This is a genomic window from Agarivorans sp. QJM3NY_30, assembly GCF_050870855.2.
GTDB lineage: Bacteria > Pseudomonadota > Gammaproteobacteria > Enterobacterales > Celerinatantimonadaceae > Agarivorans.
Map to the genome: position 1 here is coordinate 4,190,176 of NZ_CP194038.2, position 20,597 is coordinate 4,210,772.

The following is a 20,597-nucleotide window of genomic DNA, read 5'->3' on the forward strand; positions in this document are numbered from 1 at the left end:
CCTATCTGTTATCTTACTTTTAAAGTCGCAAGACCAATCAACACTAAAATCAATGAAATAATCCAAAAACGCACAATCACTCGAGGCTCAGGCCAGCCTTTCAACTCATAATGATGGTGAATTGGAGCCATACGGAAAATCCGCTGACCACGCAGCTTATAAGAGCCAACCTGTAAGATCACCGAAACCGTTTCCATTACGAACACGCCCCCCATAATCACCAACAGCAACTCTTGGCGCACCAGCACCGCAACCGTACCTAAGGCTGCCCCTAAGGCAAGCGAGCCAACATCGCCCATGAATACTTGGGCTGGATAGGTATTAAACCAAAGAAAGGCTAAACCAGCCCCGACCATCGCGGTACACACCACCACCAATTCACTGGCGGCAGGAATATAAGGAATGAACAAATAACTTGAGAAATTAACATGTCCGGTAAGATAAGCGATTAAGGCAAAGGCCGAGGCCACCATCACACTGGGCATAATTGCCAAGCCATCTAAACCATCGGTTAAGTTAACGGCATTACTGCTACCAACTATGACGAGGTAAGTCAGGGGAATAAATAACCAGCCAAGCTGTGGCATCACATTTTTGATAAATGGCAACACCAACTGGGTATGCGCTGCTGAATCTGCGCTCCAAAATAGGTAAAGCGCCACCACTAAAGCAACCACCGATTGCCAAAAATACTTCCAGCGCGCGATTAGGCCAGCTGGATCTTTGCGGATCACTTTGCGATAGTCGTCGATAAAACCAATGGCGCCGTAACTGCCAAACACAAACAGCATCACCCACACGTAAGGATTGTCTAAACGAGCCCACAACAGGGTCGATAAAAATACCGAAGCGATGATCAGAACGCCGCCCATGGTCGGTGTCCCAGATTTACTTAAATGAGATTCAGGACCGTCGTTACGTACCGTTTGTCCAATCTGCAAACGTTGTAAACTACGGATAAGCTTCGGTCCCATCCACAGGCCAAACACTAAGGCAGTTAAGATACTCACAATCGCCCTAAAGGTTAAATAACCAAATAGCGAAAATCCGCTGTAATATTGCTGCAGATATTCAGCTAACCAAACTAACATTCGAAACCCTTCTTATAATATTGTTGTAAGTGCTGGACCACCGTTTCCATTTTGCTTGAACGAGAACCTTTCACCAATATCAAACAAGCCTGATTAGGCGCCTGATTCAAGTCCTCAATCAGCTGCGAAATTAAATGCTCGTGGGAGTCAAAAACCAGCTCTGAACGTCCTAAATCGGCCAGCGCCGACTGAAAAGACGCGCCATAAGAATACAAGCTAATGTTTCTGTCAAGTGCTTGCGCAATTAAGTCTTTGTGCGCCAGTTCCGTTTGCTCGCCCATTTCTCCCATGGCGCCAGCGATAAGCAAGCGCTTACCCTCAAAACTGGCTAAAATATCGACAGCCGCCTTAAATGAAGCGGGATTGGCGTTATAACTATCATCAATCAACTGAAGCTGTGGACTAAGCGTCTGCACATTCACCCGCCCAGGGACTTCCTCCAAGTCGGCCAAGCCTAATTTCACCTCGCTTAAACTCGCCCCCATCGCGATAGCCAAAGCAGACGCAGCCACCGCATTCTTCACATTATGTTGACCCGCAAGGTTTATCTGCACTTGCACTCGACCTTGGGGTGTATTGAGGGTGAACCGACTTCCCGAGAGACCCAATGAGTGGATCTCACTGGCGTAAAAATCAGCATTCGGCTGATCCAAAGAAAATAGTTGAACCTTGGCTGGGCTGGCCGCATCCATCAGCGGCTGCTGATAATCAGCGCCAGCTTCACAGATCGCCACTTGGCCCTTCGCCAAACCAACAAACAACTCTGATTTAGCGCGTAATACCCCCGTTTGATCGCCAAAACCTTCAATATGCGCGGCTGACACATTATTGATCAGTGCTGCCCGCGGTTTCACCAAGGCCACGGTATAGGCAATTTCACCCATATGATTCGCGCCCAGTTCAAGCACGCCCACTTGATGTTGTTCGGTGGCTCGCAATAACGACAGGGGAACACCGATGTCATTGTTAAAATTACCTTGAGTAGCTAACACCGATTTAGCCTGCGCTAAAATCTTTGTCGTCATTTCCTTCACGGTAGTTTTGCCATTACTGCCAGTGATTGCGCAACAAGGCAAGCTCAATTTTTCACGTAAATAACTCGCGAGCAAACCTAGGGCTATTCGGCAGTCAGCGACCACTAATTGCGGTACATCGAGCGGCAGAAGCCGTTCCACAACCAAAGCAATAGCACCTTGTTCGACGGCTTTCCCAGCGAAGTCATGGGCGTCGAAACGTTCACCGCTTAAGGCGACAAACAGACTTTGTGGCATCGGCTTACGAGAATCAGTATCAACCCTCAGTATGGTCTGATCATCACCGATTAGTTTAGTTTGCAAGGGCTTGAGCAGCTCAGACAGCTTCAATGGGATCATTGTGCTCTCCCGACTAAGCTTTGTACGACCGCCCGCTCGTCATAATCGAAAACTTGCGCAGCAATAATTTGATAACTCTCATGGCCTTTTCCTGCCACCAAGATGATGTCTTGTGAACCACTTTGCTGAATGGCCTGTTGAATCGCGACGGTCCGTTGATGTTCAACCGCGACTCGCTCAGGATGACAAAAGCCCGCCATGATATCTTCAACAATCGCCACCGCATCTTCGTAACGAGGATTGTCATCCGTCACGATGACTTGGTCAGCTTTTTGCTCGGCAACCGCCGCCATTAAAGGCCGCTTGCCTTTATCACGGTCGCCGCCACAACCAAAGATACACCACAACTTCCCGCGACAATGTAAACGTAAGGCCGTCAAGGCTTTATCTAATGCATCCGGAGTATGCGCATAATCCACCACTACCGAAGATTTTCCGACAAACAACTCCATCCGACCCGGTACTGCATTTAAACAAGGAAGTAAATCCATTAGTTTTGCTAAATCGACCCCAAAGTGGTGAAGACAAGCAATCGCACTGAGCAAGTTCTCGGCATTGAACCGCCCCAATAGGGGACTGTGTAACGCAACCCGTTCATGGCTTGCCTCGGGACTTAGCAAGTAACCACGAACACCGCGTTCACTAAAGTGTAAATCAGCGATCTGCCATTGTGCTCTGCTATCTTCTAAGGACAAAGCTTGGGCATCAGGGTAATGCTGCAGTAATTGCTTTCCGAAACCATCGTCAGCATTAATCAGACGACACTGCAAACTTGGCCAGTCAAACAAGGCCTGCTTAGCACGGCCATATTCAGCCATACTGCCATGATAATCGAGGTGGTCGCGACTGAGATTGGTAAAAATAGCGACCGAGAAAGGAACACTTGCAACCCGTTGTTGTACCAAACCATGGGAAGATATTTCCATCGCCACTAATTGATAGCCCTGTTGCTGCATCTCACTCAACTGACGTTGAATCGTAATCGCATCAGCGGTGGTATTATGGCTCTGCTCGAGCTGACCAGGCTTACCATTTCCCAAGGTCCCCATCACTGCAGCTTTAATACCGCTTAAATTGGCCAGATTAGCAATCAGATGAGTGACAGTACTCTTACCATTGGTTCCAGTCACTCCGACCAGATTTAAGTGATTCCCCTCAGGAAAGTATCTGGCAGAGGCTAACTGAGAGAGTTGCTGACTTAAACGCCAGAAGGCAATACAGGGGATCTCTCCACGCCATTCAATTTGACCATGCTGTTGTTCAGTATCAGCTTCAACGATCACAGCTACGGCACCCGCAATAATGGCTGCATCGATGTAATCACGACCATCGACCTGATGACCATGAATAGCCACAAATACATCGCCAGAACGAAGCTCACGACTATTCAAGGATAAGTGCTCAAAGCTCAGCTTAGGCGCCTGAGTCACGGCAAATTTTGCGAGTAGTGCTGATAAATCAGGTTTCACTATCAACGCCCCCACTCAACTTCACAATACGACCGTCATCGTCATCTGGCGCGACATTTAAATATTGCAATCCAGCCTGCATCACTTTAGAAAATACTGGTGCCGCAACCACGCCACCGTAATAGCTGTCCGTTTTGGGCTCATTCACAAACACCACGACCGCAAGCTTAGGGTGACTCGCAGGCGCGACTCCAGCAAAGATCGCCACATAATCATCACCATAGCCACCACGAATCGCTTTACGGCTAGTTCCGGTTTTACCGGCGATACGAAATCCAGGCACAGCAGCTTTAAGCCCTGTGCCACCTTCATGGACCACAGACTCCATCATCTGTAACACCGCTTTGGCAGTGGATTCTTTAAAAACCCGTTCACCCGGCGCCGCTTTTTGTAACTTAATAATCGATGCGGGGCGAAATATGCCACCAGCGCCAATCGTGGCATAGGCTTGTGCCAATTGGAGCGGCGTGACCATTAAACCGTAACCAAAGGACAAGGTTGCCAATTCAAAATCAGACCAGCGTCGACGTTGTGGCATCAATCCAGCCGATTCCCCCACCAAGCCTAAGCCTGCACCATTGCCAAAACCGACGCGATAAAATGTATCCAGCAAACCCTCAACACCAACTTTTAGTGCCAACTGGCTGGTTCCAACATTACTCGACTTTTGAATCACTTTAGTAAGACTGATTTCACCATAATTATGAGAATCACGGACTCGACGGCCACCAATGCGCATCCACCCGGGATTGGTATTGATCATACTATTGGTTTTAACATGACCAGCTTCCAATGCTGCAAGTACCGATAAGGGTTTGACCGTCGAACCTGGTTCATAACTGTCGGAGATCGCGCGATTACGATAGCGATAACTTTGAAATTCATTGCGATTGTTCGGATTAAATGAAGGACTATTGACCATTGCCAAGACTTCACCGGTGTCGATATCTAATACCACAACGCTCCCCGAAGTCGCTCGGGTATCAGCCACTGCTTTCTTCAACTCACGATATGCTAGGGCTTGAATACGCTGGTCAATGCTCAAGGCAATATCTTGCGCTTGCTTGGCTTGATGGATAACCGCAAGATCTTCAACCACACGACCCAGTCGATCTTTTCGAACTTGGCGCTTACCCGGTTCACCGGTAAGCCAGTCGTCGTAACTTCCCTCAATCCCTTCCAGACCATGGTCATCAATATTAGTAAAACCAACCAAGTGAGCACTCACTTCGCCAGTAGGGTAGAACCTTCTTGATTCAGGTTTGAGATAAACACCTTTGATTTTGAGTTTATCAACATAATTCGCTACTGCGGAACTTACCTGTCGCTGTAAATATACAAAACGCCGATGCGGATCGCTGACACGGCTCTGTAAACTAGCGACATCGGTCTCTAACACCTTGGCTAAGGCGGCCCAAGCTTCACCATCTGCGAAGCTATTTTGCTCAACCACATGCTTCGGATCCGCCCAAATAGCACGAACAGGTACACTTACCGCAAGTTCGTTACCAAAACGATCGGTAATCACACCTCGTTCCGCATAACCGGTTTTGGTACGAATAGAACGTAAATCCCCTTCGTAGATCAGTTTATCCGGTGCGATCACCTGAATATAAGCGGCACGACTTACTAGGGCAGTAAATACCAAACAAACCACGACCATCACTAGCACAAAGCGCCAATGGATGAACAGTCCTTGTTTATTTGCCTTATTGCTCATTACTTACTAATTACCACTTGTTCTTCTAACTTGGGTCGATGCATCGCCAAACGCTTTCGAGCGATACTCTCTATACGGCTATGTTCTGCAAGTGTATTTTGTTCAATGAGTAGGTGCCGCCACTCCACATTGATTGCATCGCGATTCATCATTAAACGTTCTCTTTGCTCAACAAACATCCGCGTATGATGGGTTGTCCAAACCACTGCAAAAGCAGAGATCACTACCAGTATCAGTAGCCCTAGCTGCTGCTTATGACGCCAAAAATCTTTCAGTATCGCCCGTAACAGATTGGGCTGGCGGTTAACTTCGCTCATTACAAGCGACGAGCTATCCGCAATACCGAGCTACGCGAGCGCGGATTAACTTCAATTTCGGCAGCACTCGGTTTAATCGCTCGCCCAACACTTTTTAAATAACGACCGCTGGCTAACTGTTGTTCAGTTAACGGAAATCCTCGCGGGAATTGCTCACCCTTCTCTTGTTTTCGAATAAAACGTTTGACCATCCGATCTTCCAAAGAATGGAAGCTAATCACAGCCAGACGACCATCGGTGGCTAAGCAGTTCATTGCACCTAATAAGGCCTTTTCGATTTCATCAAGTTCACTATTGATATAAATACGGATCGCCTGAAAACTGCGGGTCGCAGGATGTTTATGTTTATCTTTAACCGGACAAGCTAAATCGATAATTTTGGCGAGCTGCAGGGTACTGGTTAGCGGTTCCAATTGACGCGCGTTAACAATGCCGTGTGCGATCCGCTTGCCAAATTTTTCTTCACCAAAGGTTTTAATCACCCAGGTAATGTCTTCTTCCGCAGCATGGGTGAGCCACTCTCCAGCCGTTTGGCCTCGCGATGTATCCATCCGCATATCCAAGGGACCATCACGTAAAAAGCTGAAACCCCGCTCTGCATCGTCGAGTTGTGGCGATGACACCCCTAAATCCAGCAATACACCATCAATCTTTTTAGCTAAACCTAACTCGCTAATATATTGCTCGATGCCAGAAAAGGGACCATGAACAATCTGAAAACGCGGATCATCGGCAAATTGTTTCGCTGCTTCAATCGCTCGAGGATCTCTATCGATAGCGATCAAACGCCCCTGCGGCCCAAGCGCCTTTAAGATCTCACGGCTATGGCCTCCTCGACCAAAAGTACCATCGACGTAAATACCATCTTTTTTGATGGCTAAACCATCAATACACTCTTGCAAAAGTACCGAGGTATGGGCAAATTCATTACTCATATTAAAGTGAAAAATCTTTTAGGTTATCAGTTAACATATCAACATCCTCATCTAAGGCGATATCGGCAGCAATCTGTTGCTGCCATTGCTCTTCAGACCACAGCTCAAACTTATTGAGTTGGCCGACCAACATAATTTTTTTCTGCAAACTCGCATGTTGGCGTAGTGGAGGGGGGATCAACAAACGCCCATTTTTATCCATCTCACAATCATCCGCATAACCTAACAACAAGCGCTGTAAGCGACGCTCAGCTGGATTCATACTTGATAATTTCTTCAACTTCCGCTCAATCTCTTCCCACTCGGCCAGTGGATAAAGTAATAAACAGCGATGATTGATATCAATGGTGCACACCAACTGCCCTTGGCACTCTTCAATCAACCACTCACGATAACGCGTGGGCATTGTCATTCGCCCCTTCGCATCGAGATTGATTGAACTTGCGCCGCGTAACATCCGGTGTTGACTCCCCTCACATGCTAATATCAGATTTAAAGGGGTAATAGATCCACTATGATCCACTTTATCCCACAATTCACTAAGTTTAAGGACGAGTCTCCCCCTTTGCAAGCGACCATGAGCAAGAAAATGAACAAAATTCCACCAAGGATTCAAAGACCTCAGCTAAAGGGCTGATATACAAAGCAACCGGGCCTACAAATGAGTAAAAATAAATCGTTTTATTTAGTAAAAAGTTATCAAGACTAGAATCACAAGGGTCAATGTTGGAGGGGATAGCGAGCATTTACTTATCAAAAATTAAAAAAGCCCCGTTTTAGCAACGGGGCTTTTAAAGAAGTAGGAGTTGGCCGATAAGCCGGGTTTTGTCGTGAACAATCATTCGTCTAGGCCGTTAATCGCTTAACGGCTCAAGCAGCCTACCCGCCCCCAACGCGGGTCGCGCCTTAAGGGGGCCTATTTGGCCTTGCTCCGGGTGGAGTTTACCTCGCCACAAACTGTTACCAGTTGTGCGGTGCGCTCTTACCGCACCCTTTCAGCCTTACCTGTATCAACCCTTTCCGAAGAAAGAGTCGCCATCGGCGGTCTTCTCTCTGCTGCACTTGTCGTAGGCTTGCGCCTCCCAGGCGTTACCTGGCACCCTACCCTATAGAGCCCGGACTTTCCTCCCCTTCGCCCGTTTGCCACTCCCGAAAGAGTACACAACGACGAAGCAGCGATTGTCTAGCCAACTCCGGTGGCGGACTATAGCAAACTCCTGCACTTAAGAATAGCGCTTTCTCCGCCCTTACTTCGAGTGATTTAGGCCATGTTCGTAAAGCGCATTTTTCTTTAAACCATAAATTTTAGCAGTGAGAGCGGCGGCTTTTTTTAAAGGGAGTTCTTGTTGTAACAAACTCAAGGTATCTAGCGCTTCCACAGGCAAGCCCTGAGTGGATTTATCAAAACCGGCCACGATCAAGACCATCTCACCTTTTTGCTGATTTGGATCGGCCTGTACCCATGCCAGTAATTCAGCAGCAGCTAAAGATTTCACCGTCTCAAAGGTTTTCGTCAGCTCACGCGCCATCACGACTTGGCGCTCCTCACCCAAACATTGAACAATATCTTTTAAGCTTTCGACAATACGATGTGGCGACTCATAAAAAACCACGGTACGAACCTCTTGACGTAACTCAGCCAATCGAGCTTGACGCGCATTACTTTTCGCCGGCAAAAATCCTTCATACAAAAAACGGTCGGTGGGTAAACCGGCGACAGATAAAGCTGCAATTGCAGCGCAAGCACCAGGCAACGGCACCACCGTGTAGCCTTTGGCACGAAACGCTGCCACCAGGTGATAACCCGGATCGTTAATCAGTGGTGTGCCGGCATCCGAAACAAGCGCAATGTCTTGCCCTTCCAACAAACATTTCTCCAACCAAGCGATTTTTTGTTGCTCGTTATGATCATGTACTGCCACACAACGAGTACCAATTTCGTAGTGAGCCAACAGACGACCTGTATTACGAGTATCTTCTGCAGCAATCATCGACACGCTCTTGAGTACGTCTAATGCACGCAAAGTAATATCGGCTAAATTGCCAATTGGAGTTGCAACAATATATAAAGTTCCAATTGCGGACATAGGGAGTACCTCTCGTTAATTCGGCCCCTACTTTAATGAAAAGACGGGCTAGCCTCAATCTTTCAACACCGCGATTGTGGATTATTTGTCGCGAGCCTCTTACTATATGCACTATTGAAACGATACTGGTGGTATAGACTTTGAAAACGAACCTGATTTCAGCACTACGTTATGTCAGTTTAACGGTGGTGCTTTTATTAGCGGCTTGTAGTACTGGCCCAACAAAACAACCGATTACAGCTATACCTCTACCGTCCTTAGCTTCAACTTTAGAGCACAATGCTCAATTTTATTTAGACCAGGCGGCTATCGCAGAGTTACAGCATACTTATGATTGGGAATTACTCGCAGCGAAGGCTTACTACCAGCAGGGCTTATACCAAGCTGGTGATGCGATTGTTTCATCGTTAAAGGCTCAAACCAACAGCCCACAACGTATCGCTGCGCTTCGCTTAGTTCAAGGCTACGCTCTGCAGCGTCAAGGCCACTATTCCCAAGCCTTAGAATTATTAGACTTTGACCCGATATGGGATTTGCCTCGTGATTACTGGCAAAGCTATTACCAAACGCGTGGTGATATCTTTAAACAACAAAACAACCCATTAGCCGCTGCAGGCGCTTATATAGAACTGGACCGTTATTTACCAGAAGCGCTGCGCGCCACAAATCATCAAGTGATTTGGCAACAACTCAAACCACTCACCGCATTTACCCTTCGTAGCTTCCAACAGGTCTCTAGTGACTTAAAAAATGGCTGGTTAGAGATTGTGGCTATCAGCAATGAGCCTAAACCATCCCCTGCGGCTCTAATTGCCGCATTGCAGCAGTGGAAACGTGACTATCCTAATCATCCTGCTCTCGATTATATTGATGGAGATCTAGCAAAAGCTTTAAGCATTGAACCCTATTCACCGAAGAAAATTGCGGTGCTCCTCCCCTTGTCTGGAAAATATAAAAATAACGGTTTAGCGCTAAAAGATGGCTTGATTTCGGCTTACTTAGACCAACAGCAAAATAACGCAAGCGATACCCAACTGATATTTTTTGATACGCAAACACAAGCCATGGCAAATTTATATGCACAATTGGAAGAACAGCAAATCAACTTTATCCTCGGTCCGCTGCTTAAATCTCAATTAACCAATCTACTTACGCTACAACCAACTATTCCGCTGCTGGGCTTAAATGATGTGCTCAGTAGTAACACCGAACAACGCTTTTTCTTTCCTTTGTCTCCCGAAACAGAAGCCAAACAGGCTGCACAATTCATGGCTCAGCGAGAAGAAACGAACCCTTTGTTATTAGTCCCTCAAAATAACTTAGGAGAGCGTATGGCAGAAGCATTTAGCCAGCAATGGCAAATGCTTTCTTCCGCGCCTGTTGATGTGGTGTATTACGCCAATCGTAGCCAATTACAGGCGGCCGTAACCAAATTATTGCATACCGACCAAAGCCAACAGCGCATCAATCAATTTAAACAAATAATTGGTCAAAACCTGGAAACCGAACTGCGCTCGCGCAGCGATGCACAAGCCTTATATTTAGTTGGCGATAATACCGAGACTAAACTCATCAAAGCCTTTATTGATGTAACGGTGAGTCCCTTTGCTATGAGCCCACGCTTATATGCAAGCTCTCGCAGCTATAACAAAAATGACCAGACCAGCGAGAACGAACTTGATGGTATGCTAATCAGTGAAATGCCTTGGGCGCTAGATCTACAATCGGTTAACGCAATTCGTTACCAACAGCTTTGGCCCAGTTCAACAGATACTCAAAAACGGCTTTACGCTTTGGGTTATGATGCCTTCAACCTAATTGGTCAATTAGCCCAAATGCGCGGCTATTCCGACTATCAATTTCAGGGACTTACTGGCAACTTAAGTGTTGATCCAAAAGGTCTCGTTGCTCGACAGCTGATCTGGACTCAATATGAAAATGGCAAACTGGTTCCCTTGGACATCCAAGCAAAACCAAAATCCCTTGAATAGTGGGCAACAAGCAGAACAGCAAGCAGCTCGTTACCTAACACAACAAGGTTTAAAGCTGATTGAAAAAAATTATCACTGCCGCCGCGGCGAGATAGATTTAATTTGTAAACAAAACGATATTTGGGTATTTGTCGAAGTAAAGTATCGTAGTGCGAATACTTTTGGAGGGGCGGTCGCGGCCGTTGACCAACATAAGATCCGCCGAATTATACTAAGTGCTCAATACTACTTACAGCAACAAAATTTAAACCAATTTGATACAGCCATGCGTTTCGATGTGATCGCCATACAAGCACAAGCTCCCTATCTAGAATGGTTCCAAAACGCATTTGGGGAATAAACATGCAAGAACGTATTAAAGAGATATTCCGAGAGAGTATTCAAACCAAAATCGCTGCTGCCGAAGCGCTACCAGACGCCATCGAAAAAGCAACCATTATCATTGCTCACGCCCTGCTAAATGGGAATAAATTATTAATTGCTGGCAATGGTTCGGCGGCTGCCTTAGCCCAGCAATTTGCCGCAAGTTTAGTAAACCGTTTTGACACCGAACGCCCAAGCCTCCCAGCCTTAGCCCTCAACACCGATAATTCCTTATTATCAGCAATCGCCAATGATTATTCGTTTGACGAAGTATTTGCCAAACAAATTCGCGCCTTAGGACAACAAGGTGATGTACTGGTTGCTATTTCTGATTCTGGTAACTGTCGTAATGTAATTAAAGCAATGGAAGCTGCGGTGAACCGCGACATGAGCATTATCGCTCTCACCGGAAAAGATGGCGGCGAAATGGCCGGATTACTGAGCGAGCAAGATGTTGAAGTTAGAGTCCCAGCAGAGCAAAGCATAAGAATAAACGAGGTACACCTGCTGGCCTTAAATAGTTTATGTGACTTAATCGACCGAACCTTATTCCCCCAACAAGAGGATTAGAGAATGTTGCGAATTATCGCCATTGTAGTACTAGCAGGCCTACTACAGGCCTGTGCTGGAGCAGTCGTTGTAGGGGCCAGCGTCGCCGCTGGTGCGGCGACCGACCGACGAACCATCGGCACCCAAATCGATGACCAAACCATTGAATTACAAACCCTCAGCGCACTGGGTAAATCAGAAAAAATATGGCAAGAAAGTAAACTTTCGGTCGTCTCTTTAAGTGGCCGAGTTTTGATTGTTGGACAGACTCCGAGTCAAGAAAATTACAACCAAATAACTCAAATCGTTCGTGCCACAGAAGGTGTTCAAGAGGTATTGAACGAAGTTCGAATCAAAGATCCTGTATCGTTAAGCACTCGCAGCAATGACGCTTGGATCACCACTAAAATCAAGCTAAAAATCTATAGTGATAATGAATTAGCACCGGGAAAAATAAAAGTAATTACCGAAGATAGCGAAGTGTTTTTGATTGGATTTGTCACCGAACAAGAACAGAGTTTAGCAATTAATATTGCCCGTAATGAAGCAGGTGTGAGCAAGGTAGTGAAATTATTTGAACTGGTGACAGACGATTAAATAATCGCTAAGCAATAAAAAAGCGCCAATAGGCGCTTTTTTTATTTTACGATGGTTAAGCTTGGCTTTTTAGGTACATCGTCAGTCCTTTTTTCAGGCGACTCAGCCTGTTCAGCAGATTCGACTTGCTCCGCCTCATAAGCGGCTTCCGGCTCAAATACCATGCCGGCACCATTTTCACGCGCATAAACCGCAACCACAGCCGACATAGGTACATAAATTTGAAATGGTTTACCGCCAAAGCGGGCATTAAATCCCACATGGTGCAGGTCCATATCAAATGCTACGACTGCCGAAGGTGCAATATTTAACACGATTTGACCATCGTTCACAAACTGAGTAGGGACTGTCACATTCGCCTGTGTCGCGTCCACAACCAAGTGTGGCGTAAGCTCATTGTCTAACAACCAATCAAAAAACGCCCGTAACAAATACGGTCGATTTGGCGTCATTTCAATATTCATTAGCCAAGAAACCCATCGCGTATTTCACGTTCGGAATCAGTCAATGAAGCTTGGAAAGATTCACGATCAAATACCCGGATCATATACGATTTGATTTCTTTCGCACCGATACCTTGTAGTTCAATACCTAAAGTCGGCAAACGCCACAATAAAGGTGCTAAATAACAATCTACGAGGCTAAACTCTTCGCTCATGAAATAAGGCATCTCAGCAAACACCGGAGCGATAGTTAATAGACTTTCAGTTAATTGTTTACGTGCAGCATCCGCATTTTGATCTTTCTCAATTTGCGCCACTAGGCTGTACCAATCATTCTTGATGCGATGCATCATCAAACGACTAGAACCACGAGATACGGGGTAAACAGGCATTAATGGTGGATGAGGAAAGCGCTCGTCCAGATACTCCATGATGATCTGTGATTGGTATAAAACTAATTCACGATCAACCAAAGTAGGAACTGAGCTGTACGGATTCAGATCAATTAAATCTTCCGGCAAGTTATCCGGGTCAACTTGATTAATCTCTACGCTGACGCCTTTTTCGGCTAAAACGATGCGTACCTGATGACTATATAAGTCGTTAGCACCAGAGTATAGCGTCATTACCGAACGCTTATTGGCAGCTACAGCCATTGAACCCTCCAAAAACCATAAAAAAAAATACACAAACGGCAACAGCATAACTGCTGTTGCCGATCACTGAACACTCGCTTACGACTTAATGTATGTCGCGCCAGTATTCTCTCTTCAATAAATAACTAACGATGAAGAAGATAAATAAGAAACCCAACACCCAGTAACCCAAGCGCTTACGTTCAAGTTGAATAGGCTCAGCAGAATAAACTAAAAAGTTAACTAAGTCTAAAACCGCTTGATCATATTCATCATTACTCATCTCGCCGCTACCATCAGATTCGATGCCAACATAGACGTGATGTTCTTCACCATCGATCATTTTCTGCTCATAGACCGCGCTAGGCACCCCTTGCAGCTCTTGCAAAACATGCGGCATGCCGACACTTGGGAAAACTATATTGTTCACCCCAAATGGGCGGCTCTCATCAACATAAAACGAACGTAAATAAGTATAGATCCAATCTGCACCTCTGACTCGAGCAACTAACGTTAAGTCAGGTGGCGCAGCGCCAAACCATTTGGCAGCATCTTTCTCTGGAATAGCATTTTCCATTAATTGGCCCGGTTTTACCCCGGTGAAAATCAAGTTTTCTTGCATTAAATTAATAGGAATACCCAAATCTTCGGCCACTCGATTATATCGTTGGTACTGAGTACTGTGACAGCCGAAACAATAATTCATAAACAATTTGGCGCCATTTTGTAATGAGGCTTTATCGCTTAAATCATAATTGGCTTCATCTAAGTGTTCATTGCCGCCAGATGCAAATGCTAAACTAGGAACAAGTAACACGAATGCTAAAAAAAAGTTCTTCATCATTTGGTCACCCTGTCTGGAAGTGGCTTGGTTTTTTCGTTTTTACTGTAAATCCACAGCAGTAAAAAGTAAGCAAAATAACCAAATGAAGTGACTTGCGCCAATACCGTTAAAGCGGGTGTCGATGGCAAAGCCCCCAGAACGCCCAAAATCACAAAACAAATAATAAACTGAGCAATATTCAATTTATGCAAGGTACTGCGATAACGTATCGATTTCACTTTACAGCGATCTAACCACGGCAACACAAACAGGATCACAATGGATGCCCCCATCAAGCCAACTCCCGCCAACTTGTTCGGCACCGCCCGTAAAATTGCATAAAACGGGGTAAAATACCAAACGGGTGCGATATGAGGCGGCGTTTTCAACGGGTTAGCGGCTTCAAAGTTTGGAGCTTCCAAGAAATAACCTCCGCCATCGGGGAAGAAAAACATCACCCAACAGAAGAAAAATAAGAAACCAACAATGGCGGCTAAATCTTTAACCGTAAAATAAGGATGGAAAGGAATACCATCTTTCGGCCAACCATTCTCATCTTTGTTCGCTTTGATCTCGATACCATCGGGATTATTAGAGCCAACTTCGTGTAAGGCGACAATATGCAAGAACACCAACATCACCAATACTAATGGTAAGGCAATCACATGTAAGGCAAAGAAGCGATTGAGCGTGGCCCCAGAGATTACATAGTCACCTCGGATCCACAGGGTCAAATCGTCGCCAATCACCGGAATTGCGCCAAACAGTGAAATAATCACCTGCGCGCCCCAATAGGACATTTGTCCCCAAGGCAGTAAATAACCCATAAATGCTTCGGCCATCAACACTAAGAAAATTAACATGCCAAACAGCCATATTAATTCACGAGGTTTTTGATAGGAGCCGTAAATCAAACCACGATACATGTGCAGATAAATCACCACAAAGAAAGCCGAAGCCCCGGTGGAGTGCATGTAACGTAATAACCAGCCGTAATCGACATCACGCATGATGTATTCGACCGATGCAAATGCCCCATCACCCGATGGGTTATAGTTCATAGTTAACCATATCCCAGTAAGAATTTGGTTAACTAACACCACCATGGCAATGAAGCCAAAAATATACCAAAAATTAAAGTTTTTCGGTGTTGGATACTGACCTACGTGCTTATTGTAGGTTTTCGTCAACGGGATCCTTTCGTCGATCCAAGCGATAAGTGCTTTCATCTTATGCTTCTCCCTGGTCCAAACCAACTAAAACGGTTGTCTCATCAATGTAATAATGAGGAGGAATAACCAAATTTAGGGGGGCAGGTACGCCTTGAAATACACGTCCAGCCATATCAAATTTAGAGCCATGACAAGGACAGAAGAACCCGTATTCCACGCCTTCTACTTGTTCGGCGAAACTGCCCGGCAAGTAGGTAGGAGAACAACCTAAATGAGTACAAATCCCGACACTAATAAACAACTCGGGCTTAATAGAACGGTACTCGTTGGTGGCATAATCGGGTTGCTGAGGTTCCTCTGATTGAGGATCCCGTAACTTATCACCAATAGTGCTTAAATTATCCAAAACAGCTTGAGGGCGTTTCACCACCCAAACAGGTTTTCCGCGCCATTCAACACGAAGTAACTGTCCTGGTTCTATTTTACTAATATCCACTTCCACTGGTGCACCTGCTGCTTTAGCTTTAGCACTAGGGTTCCATGAACTGATAAAAGGTACTGCGGCAAACGTTGCACCTACACCACCGACAACAGCTGTTGTCCAGGTGAGGAAACGACGTCGGCCAGCGTCGACTGGAGCGTTGCTCATCCAATGTCTCTCCGGTAAGGATCCGCGCAATTATTGTAATTTTCCTTGCGGCTTACTGCACAAGGTAGCGTTTTTCTGCTACTGGTTGCATTTACGTAGTACTACATTATTGCAGATAAATGCGAACAAAATAGTAATAAAAAACACACAAATTGACAAGGGAAATCAAAGATTTTAACGTTTCAGAATGAAGAAAAGCCCGGCATAGCCGAGCTTTTTGTAACATATCGTGTGATAGCAATTAACGTTTAGAGAATTGCGGACGACGACGTGCTTTACGTAGACCCACTTTCTTACGTTCAACTTTACGAGCATCGCGAGTAACGAAGCCAGCTTTACGTAATTCAGGACGTAGACTTTCGTCATATTCCATAAGTGCACGAGTGATACCGTGACGGATAGCACCAGCTTGACCTGTAGTACCACCACCTTTAACAGTGATGAGCAAGTCAATTTTCTCTGACAATTCAGTCAACTCTAGTGGTTGACGAACAACCATACGAGCTGTTTCACGGCCAAAGTAAACTTCTAAAGTGCGGTCGTTTACTGTGATTTTACCACTACCTGCTTTCATAAATACGCGAGCAGTAGAGCTTTTGCGACGGCCAGTGCCGTAGTATTGATTCTCAGCCATTATTAAAATTCCGTAACTTAAATGTCTAATACTTGTGGTTGCTGAGCCGCATGAGTGTGCTCAGGTCCAGCGAATACTTTCAGTTTACGGAACATTGCACGGCCTAGAGGACCTTTTGGCAACATACCTTTCACTGCAGACTGGATAACACGCTCAGGTGCTTTCTCAATCAACTTTTCAAAGCTAATTGATTTCAAACCACCAGGGTAACCAGTGTGCGAGTGGTAAATTTTACCTTTCGCTTTGTTGCCTGTTACGGCTACTTTCTCTGCATTAACAACGATGATGTAATCACCAGTATCAACGTGAGGAGTATATTCAGCTTTATGCTTACCGCGTAGGCGAGAAGCGATTTCAGTTGCGATACGACCCAGAGTTTTACCATCTGCATCAACAACATACCAGTCGCGTTTTACGCTTTCTGGTTTGGCTACAAAAGTTTTCATTTGTATATATAACCCAAATAACTGTTACACACGTGTTTGTGAAACCACAAACGTGAAAATAGCCACTCATTATATCCCTTCGAATACGGAGTAAGCTGGACTGTTAGTATCACCAAATCGGTGACATGTAACGTGGGGTTGCAAGATTATAGGGGAAGTACAAAAAAAAACCACCCCTAATCGACTTTATTTACGGTAAATGTTCTCTCTCAAGATATTCGTGGGATTGCATTTCTTGTAAGCGAGATAAGCAGCGTTCAAACTCGAAACTTAAGCGTCCCCCCTGATACAGTTTTGACATTTCGACTTCGGCAGAAATAATCAAGGCCACATGACGCTCATAAAACTCATCAACCAGGGCAATAAAACGGCGTGCTGCATCATCATTTTTAGCGTTCATCGAAACCACCCCAGACAACAACACGGTATGATAAAGCTTAGCCAATTCAATATAGTCAAGTTGACTACGAGCCCCTTCACATAGCTCAGCAAATTCCAGATGTATGACGCTGTCGGCTTCGTTGACAAAACCAATCATCCGCTGATTAATTTCAATCTCGCCTAAATGTTGCCTCGGCTCATTGGACAATTGCATAAAGTAATGAGCCAAATTTTGCTCCGCCGCCTCACCTAAAGGGTAGTGATATATCTCTGCTTCGGTAAGCGTACGCATTCGATAATCATGACCGCCATCCACATTAATAACCTGACAATGCTCTTGAATCAGAGTTATCGTTGGGAGAAAGCGCTGACGTTGTAATCCATTTCGATAGAGCTCTTCTGGTGGGATATTAGAGGTTGCGATCAAGGTAACCCCTTGCGCAAACAAGGCCTCAAATAAAGTTCCCAATAACATTGCATCGGTAATATCTGATACAAAAAACTCATCAAAGCAGATCACTTCCGCCTCTGCTCGGATCCCGGCAGCAACCGCTAACAGCGGATCTCGATGGCCAGCAAGTTGCTTTAAGTCTTGATGAATTCGTTGCATAAAACGATGAAAATGCACCCGCATTTTGTTTTCAACAGGCAGACAGTTAAAAAAGGTATCCATTAAATAGGTCTTACCTCTACCAACGCCGCCCCACATATATAAACCCTTGACCCTTGGCTTATTTAGCTTTGGAGGGCTCACAAAACGCTTTTTAAATTTGCCAAATAATGATGGCGACTCGATTTCAAGCTGAGTATTATCAGTTAATTGCTGAAAAATCTGCTGAAGTTGAGCAACTGCATAGGCTTGCGCCTTGTCATGGATAAAATCACTGCGCTGTAAATCTTGTTGGTATTGAAGCTGTGGTGTCATCCTTTCCCTATTCCTAAAACCCACTAAAATTAGAGCAGAATTGATAGTACCATGTGAAAGCATTCTCAAGTATATTGAAAGTTCATCAAGATCAACAAAGGAATAATATGAGCGCAATTAGCAGTATAATTTTTCTTCTTATTGGTGTCGCTATTGGCTTCTTCCTTAGTCGTGTCGCGTCTAAGCCTGTTGTTAACGATGCCAAAATGAAACAAGAATTCGAGAACAATAAAGCCGAATTAGACAGCTATAAGGAACAAGTTCAGCAACATTTTTCTGCCAGTGCCCAGTTATTAGAAGACATGGCCAAGCAATATCAAGGCATGTATGAGCATATGGCGAGTCAATCGAAAGCTTTAATCGGTGATGAAGTCGCTCAACCGCAATTATTTGCCGACTATCAGCAAAAGTTAGCATTAGATGACACGGTGGCGACAGAAACAGAAGCACAACCTAAAGACTACTCTAACGAACCATCAGGTTTATTTACCGAAGCGCAACGTAAAGCGGGCTAATTCGTTGAACTTTATTAGCTAAGCTAGATCTAACAGATCCAGCTTAGCTTAATATATTTGTCTATCGAGGGTATTTATGCACTATCGCACCAAGAAATTCGCTATCTTGTGCTTATCATTAGTTTTTGGATTTAATACACTACCAGCGCAAGCCGCGTTACCCATGGCCGTTGGTGAACAAGAGCTCCCCAGCCTAGCGCCAGTCTTAGAGCAAGTGACCCCAGCAGTAGTCAGCATTTCGGTCGCAGGGACCAAAGTCTCGCAACAACAACTTCCAGAATTATTTAAATATTTCTTTGGTCCAGGAGAAGCCCCAAGCAGTGCAGAACAAAAGCAGCCTTTTCAAGGCCTCGGTTCTGGGGTGGTGCTTAACGCCAGCAAAGGTTATGTGATCACCAACTATCATGTGATCCATCAGGCCGACGAGATTGTCGTCAGCTTAAAAGATGGCCGCAGCTTCGATGCCAAAGTATTAGGCAGTGACCGCCAAACCGATATCGCACTACTGCAAATTGAAGCTGATAACTTAACCGATATGAAACTCGCCGATTCTGATGAATTGCGGGTCGGTGATTTTACCATTGCCATTGGTAATCCCTTCGGCTTAGGACAAACGGCCACCTCAGGTATTGTGAGTGCTTTAGGTCGCAGCGGTTTAAATATTGAGCATTTAGAAAACTTTATTCAAACCGATGCTGCAATTAATAGCGGCAACTCTGGCGGAGCTCTCATCAACTTACGTGGTGAACTGATCGGTATTAACACCGCCATCATCGCCCCCAGTGGCGGCAATATTGGGATAGGATTTGCCATTCCCAGTAACATGGTGAGCAACCTTAGCGCTCAGATCATTGAATTCGGAGAAGTACGCCGTGGGATATTAGGCGTGACAGGTGGTGAGCTTAACAGTGATTTAGCAAAAGCCTTTGGTACCGACTCCAAGCATGGCGCCTTTGTGAATCAAGTCATGCACGGTTCAGCAGCCGACAAAGCTGGTGTGAAGGCTGGCGATATTATTATCGCGGTTGATGGTAAAAAAGTGAAAAGTTTCGCTGAATTACGCGCCAAAATTGGCACCATGGGCGCAGGGAAAAGTATCCTGATTGGTGCGATTCGGGATGGTAAACCGATTGACTTCAAAGTCACTTTGCAACAGGCCGAAGAGCAAAATATAAATGCTAAAATTATGCACCCAGCCTTAGATGGTGCAAGTCTTAGCTCTACCGACAAAAACGCACCAATGGCCGGTGTACTGGTCAACAAAGTAGAACGAAATTCGCGGGCTTTCGCCAATGGTTTTGAGCAAGGTGATATCATTATCGGTATCAACAAAACTCGCATTTCCAGTATCGCTGATTTACGCGAATTACTCGAGAGCGAGCCAAGAATCTTGGCGATAAATATCCAGCGCGGTGAAGAAAACCTCTATCGGATCATTCAGTAAGCCTGCTCCACGCAATCAACAAAGGCGACATATTGCTC

General features: G+C 45.4%; 22 protein-coding genes and 1 other RNA gene. 6 read left to right on the forward strand and 17 right to left on the reverse strand.

The features are described from left to right. Positions 1-8 precede the first annotated feature (8 nt). From mraY to rsmI, 9 genes are all read right to left on the reverse strand, one after another. Positions 9-1,091 (reverse strand): phospho-N-acetylmuramoyl-pentapeptide-transferase, encoded by a 1,083-nt coding sequence (gene mraY, locus ACRRSX_RS18880; protein ID WP_432456039.1) that lies wholly within the window; start codon positions 1,089-1,091, stop codon positions 9-11. After that, a complete protein-coding gene (locus ACRRSX_RS18885) occupies positions 1,085-2,464 on the reverse strand; it encodes a UDP-N-acetylmuramoyl-tripeptide--D-alanyl-D-alanine ligase (RefSeq protein WP_432456038.1) in 1,380 nt (459 codons plus the stop codon). Before ACRRSX_RS18885 ends, mraY begins: the two co-directional genes overlap by 7 nt. Next, positions 2,461-3,933 (reverse strand): UDP-N-acetylmuramoyl-L-alanyl-D-glutamate--2,6-diaminopimelate ligase, encoded by a 1,473-nt coding sequence (murE, locus tag ACRRSX_RS18890; RefSeq protein ID WP_432456037.1) that lies wholly within the window; start codon positions 3,931-3,933, stop codon positions 2,461-2,463. Before murE ends, ACRRSX_RS18885 begins: the two co-directional genes overlap by 4 nt. Further along, the gene (locus tag ACRRSX_RS18895; protein ID WP_432456036.1) at positions 3,923-5,653 is read right to left on the reverse strand and encodes a penicillin-binding transpeptidase domain-containing protein; all 1,731 of its coding nucleotides are present in this window, start codon (positions 5,651-5,653) and stop codon (positions 3,923-3,925) included. Before ACRRSX_RS18895 ends, murE begins: the two co-directional genes overlap by 11 nt. Beyond that, positions 5,653-5,970 (reverse strand): cell division protein FtsL, encoded by a 318-nt coding sequence (gene ftsL / locus ACRRSX_RS18900; protein ID WP_432456035.1) that lies wholly within the window; start codon positions 5,968-5,970, stop codon positions 5,653-5,655. Before ftsL ends, ACRRSX_RS18895 begins: the two co-directional genes overlap by 1 nt. Further along, positions 5,970-6,905 (reverse strand): 16S rRNA (cytosine(1402)-N(4))-methyltransferase RsmH, encoded by a 936-nt coding sequence (gene rsmH, locus ACRRSX_RS18905; protein ID WP_432456034.1) that lies wholly within the window; start codon positions 6,903-6,905, stop codon positions 5,970-5,972. Before rsmH ends, ftsL begins: the two co-directional genes overlap by 1 nt. A 1-nt stretch (position 6,906) precedes the next feature. Beyond that, the gene (mraZ, locus tag ACRRSX_RS18910; protein ID WP_432456139.1) at positions 6,907-7,362 is read right to left on the reverse strand and encodes a division/cell wall cluster transcriptional repressor MraZ; all 456 of its coding nucleotides are present in this window, start codon (positions 7,360-7,362) and stop codon (positions 6,907-6,909) included. Positions 7,363-7,703: 341 nt separating this feature from the next. Next, positions 7,704-8,100, reverse strand: an RNA gene (rnpB, locus tag ACRRSX_RS18915) — RNase P RNA component class A. Between the two features lie 52 nt (positions 8,101-8,152). After that, positions 8,153-8,992 (reverse strand): 16S rRNA (cytidine(1402)-2'-O)-methyltransferase, encoded by an 840-nt coding sequence (gene rsmI, locus ACRRSX_RS18920; RefSeq protein WP_432456033.1) that lies wholly within the window; start codon positions 8,990-8,992, stop codon positions 8,153-8,155. A gap of 140 nt (positions 8,993-9,132) precedes the next feature. On the opposite strand from rsmI, the gene ACRRSX_RS18925 reads away from it, so the two are divergent. The 4 genes from ACRRSX_RS18925 to dolP are packed head-to-tail and all read left to right on the forward strand — an operon-like array spanning position 9,133 to position 12,492. Continuing rightward, positions 9,133-10,983: a penicillin-binding protein activator gene (locus ACRRSX_RS18925; RefSeq protein WP_432456032.1), complete on the forward strand. Its 1,851-nt coding sequence runs from the start codon at positions 9,133-9,135 to the stop codon at positions 10,981-10,983. Continuing rightward, positions 10,925-11,323 carry a YraN family protein gene (locus ACRRSX_RS18930; RefSeq protein WP_432456031.1) on the forward strand — a complete coding sequence of 133 codons (399 nt, stop codon included), beginning with the start codon at positions 10,925-10,927 and terminating at the stop codon, positions 11,321-11,323. Before ACRRSX_RS18925 ends, ACRRSX_RS18930 begins: the two co-directional genes overlap by 59 nt. A 2-nt stretch (positions 11,324-11,325) precedes the next feature. Further along, complete coding sequence (locus tag ACRRSX_RS18935; RefSeq protein ID WP_432456030.1) at positions 11,326-11,916, forward strand: SIS domain-containing protein; 591 nt, start codon at positions 11,326-11,328, stop codon at positions 11,914-11,916. Between the two features lie 3 nt (positions 11,917-11,919). Then, on the forward strand, positions 11,920-12,492 hold the full coding sequence (gene dolP, locus ACRRSX_RS18940; protein ID WP_432456029.1) for a division/outer membrane stress-associated lipid-binding lipoprotein: 573 nt from the start codon (positions 11,920-11,922) through the stop codon (positions 12,490-12,492). Positions 12,493-12,533: 41 nt separating this feature from the next. Here the strand turns inward: dolP and ACRRSX_RS18945 are convergent, their stop codons facing one another. The 8 genes from ACRRSX_RS18945 to zapE form a co-directional block, all read right to left on the reverse strand. After that, positions 12,534-12,944, reverse strand: a complete 411-nt coding sequence (locus ACRRSX_RS18945) for a ClpXP protease specificity-enhancing factor (RefSeq protein ID WP_432456138.1) — start codon at positions 12,942-12,944, stop codon at positions 12,534-12,536. A gap of 11 nt (positions 12,945-12,955) precedes the next feature. After that, the gene (sspA, locus tag ACRRSX_RS18950) at positions 12,956-13,591 is read right to left on the reverse strand and encodes a stringent starvation protein SspA (protein ID WP_432456028.1); all 636 of its coding nucleotides are present in this window, start codon (positions 13,589-13,591) and stop codon (positions 12,956-12,958) included. Between the two features lie 85 nt (positions 13,592-13,676). After that, the gene (locus ACRRSX_RS18955) at positions 13,677-14,411 is read right to left on the reverse strand and encodes a cytochrome c1 (RefSeq protein WP_432456137.1); all 735 of its coding nucleotides are present in this window, start codon (positions 14,409-14,411) and stop codon (positions 13,677-13,679) included. After that, the gene (locus ACRRSX_RS18960; protein WP_432456027.1) at positions 14,411-15,622 is read right to left on the reverse strand and encodes a cytochrome b; all 1,212 of its coding nucleotides are present in this window, start codon (positions 15,620-15,622) and stop codon (positions 14,411-14,413) included. Before ACRRSX_RS18960 ends, ACRRSX_RS18955 begins: the two co-directional genes overlap by 1 nt. 1 nt (position 15,623) lies before the next feature. After that, entirely contained in the window at positions 15,624-16,214 is a 591-nt protein-coding gene (petA, locus tag ACRRSX_RS18965; protein ID WP_432456026.1) for a ubiquinol-cytochrome c reductase iron-sulfur subunit, read from the reverse strand. Positions 16,215-16,455: 241 nt separating this feature from the next. Beyond that, on the reverse strand, positions 16,456-16,848 hold the full coding sequence (rpsI, locus tag ACRRSX_RS18970; RefSeq protein ID WP_432456025.1) for a 30S ribosomal protein S9: 393 nt from the start codon (positions 16,846-16,848) through the stop codon (positions 16,456-16,458). A 17-nt stretch (positions 16,849-16,865) separates the two neighbouring features. Further along, the gene (gene rplM, locus ACRRSX_RS18975; RefSeq protein ID WP_432456024.1) at positions 16,866-17,294 is read right to left on the reverse strand and encodes a 50S ribosomal protein L13; all 429 of its coding nucleotides are present in this window, start codon (positions 17,292-17,294) and stop codon (positions 16,866-16,868) included. Positions 17,295-17,484: 190 nt separating this feature from the next. After that, complete coding sequence (gene zapE, locus ACRRSX_RS18980; RefSeq protein WP_432456023.1) at positions 17,485-18,600, reverse strand: cell division protein ZapE; 1,116 nt, start codon at positions 18,598-18,600, stop codon at positions 17,485-17,487. Positions 18,601-18,707: 107 nt separating this feature from the next. On the opposite strand from zapE, the gene ACRRSX_RS18985 reads away from it, so the two are divergent. After that, on the forward strand, positions 18,708-19,115 hold the full coding sequence (locus ACRRSX_RS18985) for a YhcB family protein (protein ID WP_432456022.1): 408 nt from the start codon (positions 18,708-18,710) through the stop codon (positions 19,113-19,115). 76 nt (positions 19,116-19,191) lie between these two features. Further along, on the forward strand, positions 19,192-20,559 hold the full coding sequence (locus tag ACRRSX_RS18990; RefSeq protein ID WP_432456021.1) for a Do family serine endopeptidase: 1,368 nt from the start codon (positions 19,192-19,194) through the stop codon (positions 20,557-20,559). Positions 20,560-20,597 lie beyond the last annotated feature (38 nt).

Excerpts from the sequence above, each read along its gene's own strand:
- mraY (WP_432456039.1), bottom strand. The coding sequence starts at position 1,091 with ATGTTAGTTTGGTTAGCTGAATATCTGCAGCAATATTACAGCGGATTT.
- ACRRSX_RS18885 (WP_432456038.1), bottom strand. The coding sequence starts at position 2,464 with ATGATCCCATTGAAGCTGTCTGAGCTGCTCAAGCCCTTGCAAACTAAA.
- ACRRSX_RS18895 (WP_432456036.1), bottom strand. The coding sequence starts at position 5,653 with ATGAGCAATAAGGCAAATAAACAAGGACTGTTCATCCATTGGCGCTTT.
- ftsL (WP_432456035.1), bottom strand. The coding sequence starts at position 5,970 with ATGAGCGAAGTTAACCGCCAGCCCAATCTGTTACGGGCGATACTGAAA.
- rsmH (WP_432456034.1), bottom strand. The coding sequence starts at position 6,905 with ATGAGTAATGAATTTGCCCATACCTCGGTACTTTTGCAAGAGTGTATT.
- mraZ (WP_432456139.1), bottom strand. The coding sequence starts at position 7,362 with ATGTTACGCGGCGCAAGTTCAATCAATCTCGATGCGAAGGGGCGAATG.
- rsmI (WP_432456033.1), bottom strand. The coding sequence starts at position 8,992 with ATGTCCGCAATTGGAACTTTATATATTGTTGCAACTCCAATTGGCAAT.
- ACRRSX_RS18930 (WP_432456031.1), top strand. The coding sequence starts at position 10,925 with ATGAAAATGGCAAACTGGTTCCCTTGGACATCCAAGCAAAACCAAAAT.
- ACRRSX_RS18935 (WP_432456030.1), top strand. The coding sequence starts at position 11,326 with ATGCAAGAACGTATTAAAGAGATATTCCGAGAGAGTATTCAAACCAAA.
- dolP (WP_432456029.1), top strand. The coding sequence starts at position 11,920 with ATGTTGCGAATTATCGCCATTGTAGTACTAGCAGGCCTACTACAGGCC.
- ACRRSX_RS18945 (WP_432456138.1), bottom strand. The coding sequence starts at position 12,944 with ATGACGCCAAATCGACCGTATTTGTTACGGGCGTTTTTTGATTGGTTG.
- sspA (WP_432456028.1), bottom strand. The coding sequence starts at position 13,591 with ATGGCTGTAGCTGCCAATAAGCGTTCGGTAATGACGCTATACTCTGGT.
- ACRRSX_RS18955 (WP_432456137.1), bottom strand. The coding sequence starts at position 14,411 with ATGAAGAACTTTTTTTTAGCATTCGTGTTACTTGTTCCTAGTTTAGCA.
- ACRRSX_RS18960 (WP_432456027.1), bottom strand. The coding sequence starts at position 15,622 with ATGAAAGCACTTATCGCTTGGATCGACGAAAGGATCCCGTTGACGAAA.
- petA (WP_432456026.1), bottom strand. The coding sequence starts at position 16,214 with ATGAGCAACGCTCCAGTCGACGCTGGCCGACGTCGTTTCCTCACCTGG.
- rpsI (WP_432456025.1), bottom strand. The coding sequence starts at position 16,848 with ATGGCTGAGAATCAATACTACGGCACTGGCCGTCGCAAAAGCTCTACT.
- rplM (WP_432456024.1), bottom strand. The coding sequence starts at position 17,294 with ATGAAAACTTTTGTAGCCAAACCAGAAAGCGTAAAACGCGACTGGTAT.
- zapE (WP_432456023.1), bottom strand. The coding sequence starts at position 18,600 with ATGACACCACAGCTTCAATACCAACAAGATTTACAGCGCAGTGATTTT.
- ACRRSX_RS18985 (WP_432456022.1), top strand. The coding sequence starts at position 18,708 with ATGAGCGCAATTAGCAGTATAATTTTTCTTCTTATTGGTGTCGCTATT.
- ACRRSX_RS18990 (WP_432456021.1), top strand. The coding sequence starts at position 19,192 with ATGCACTATCGCACCAAGAAATTCGCTATCTTGTGCTTATCATTAGTT.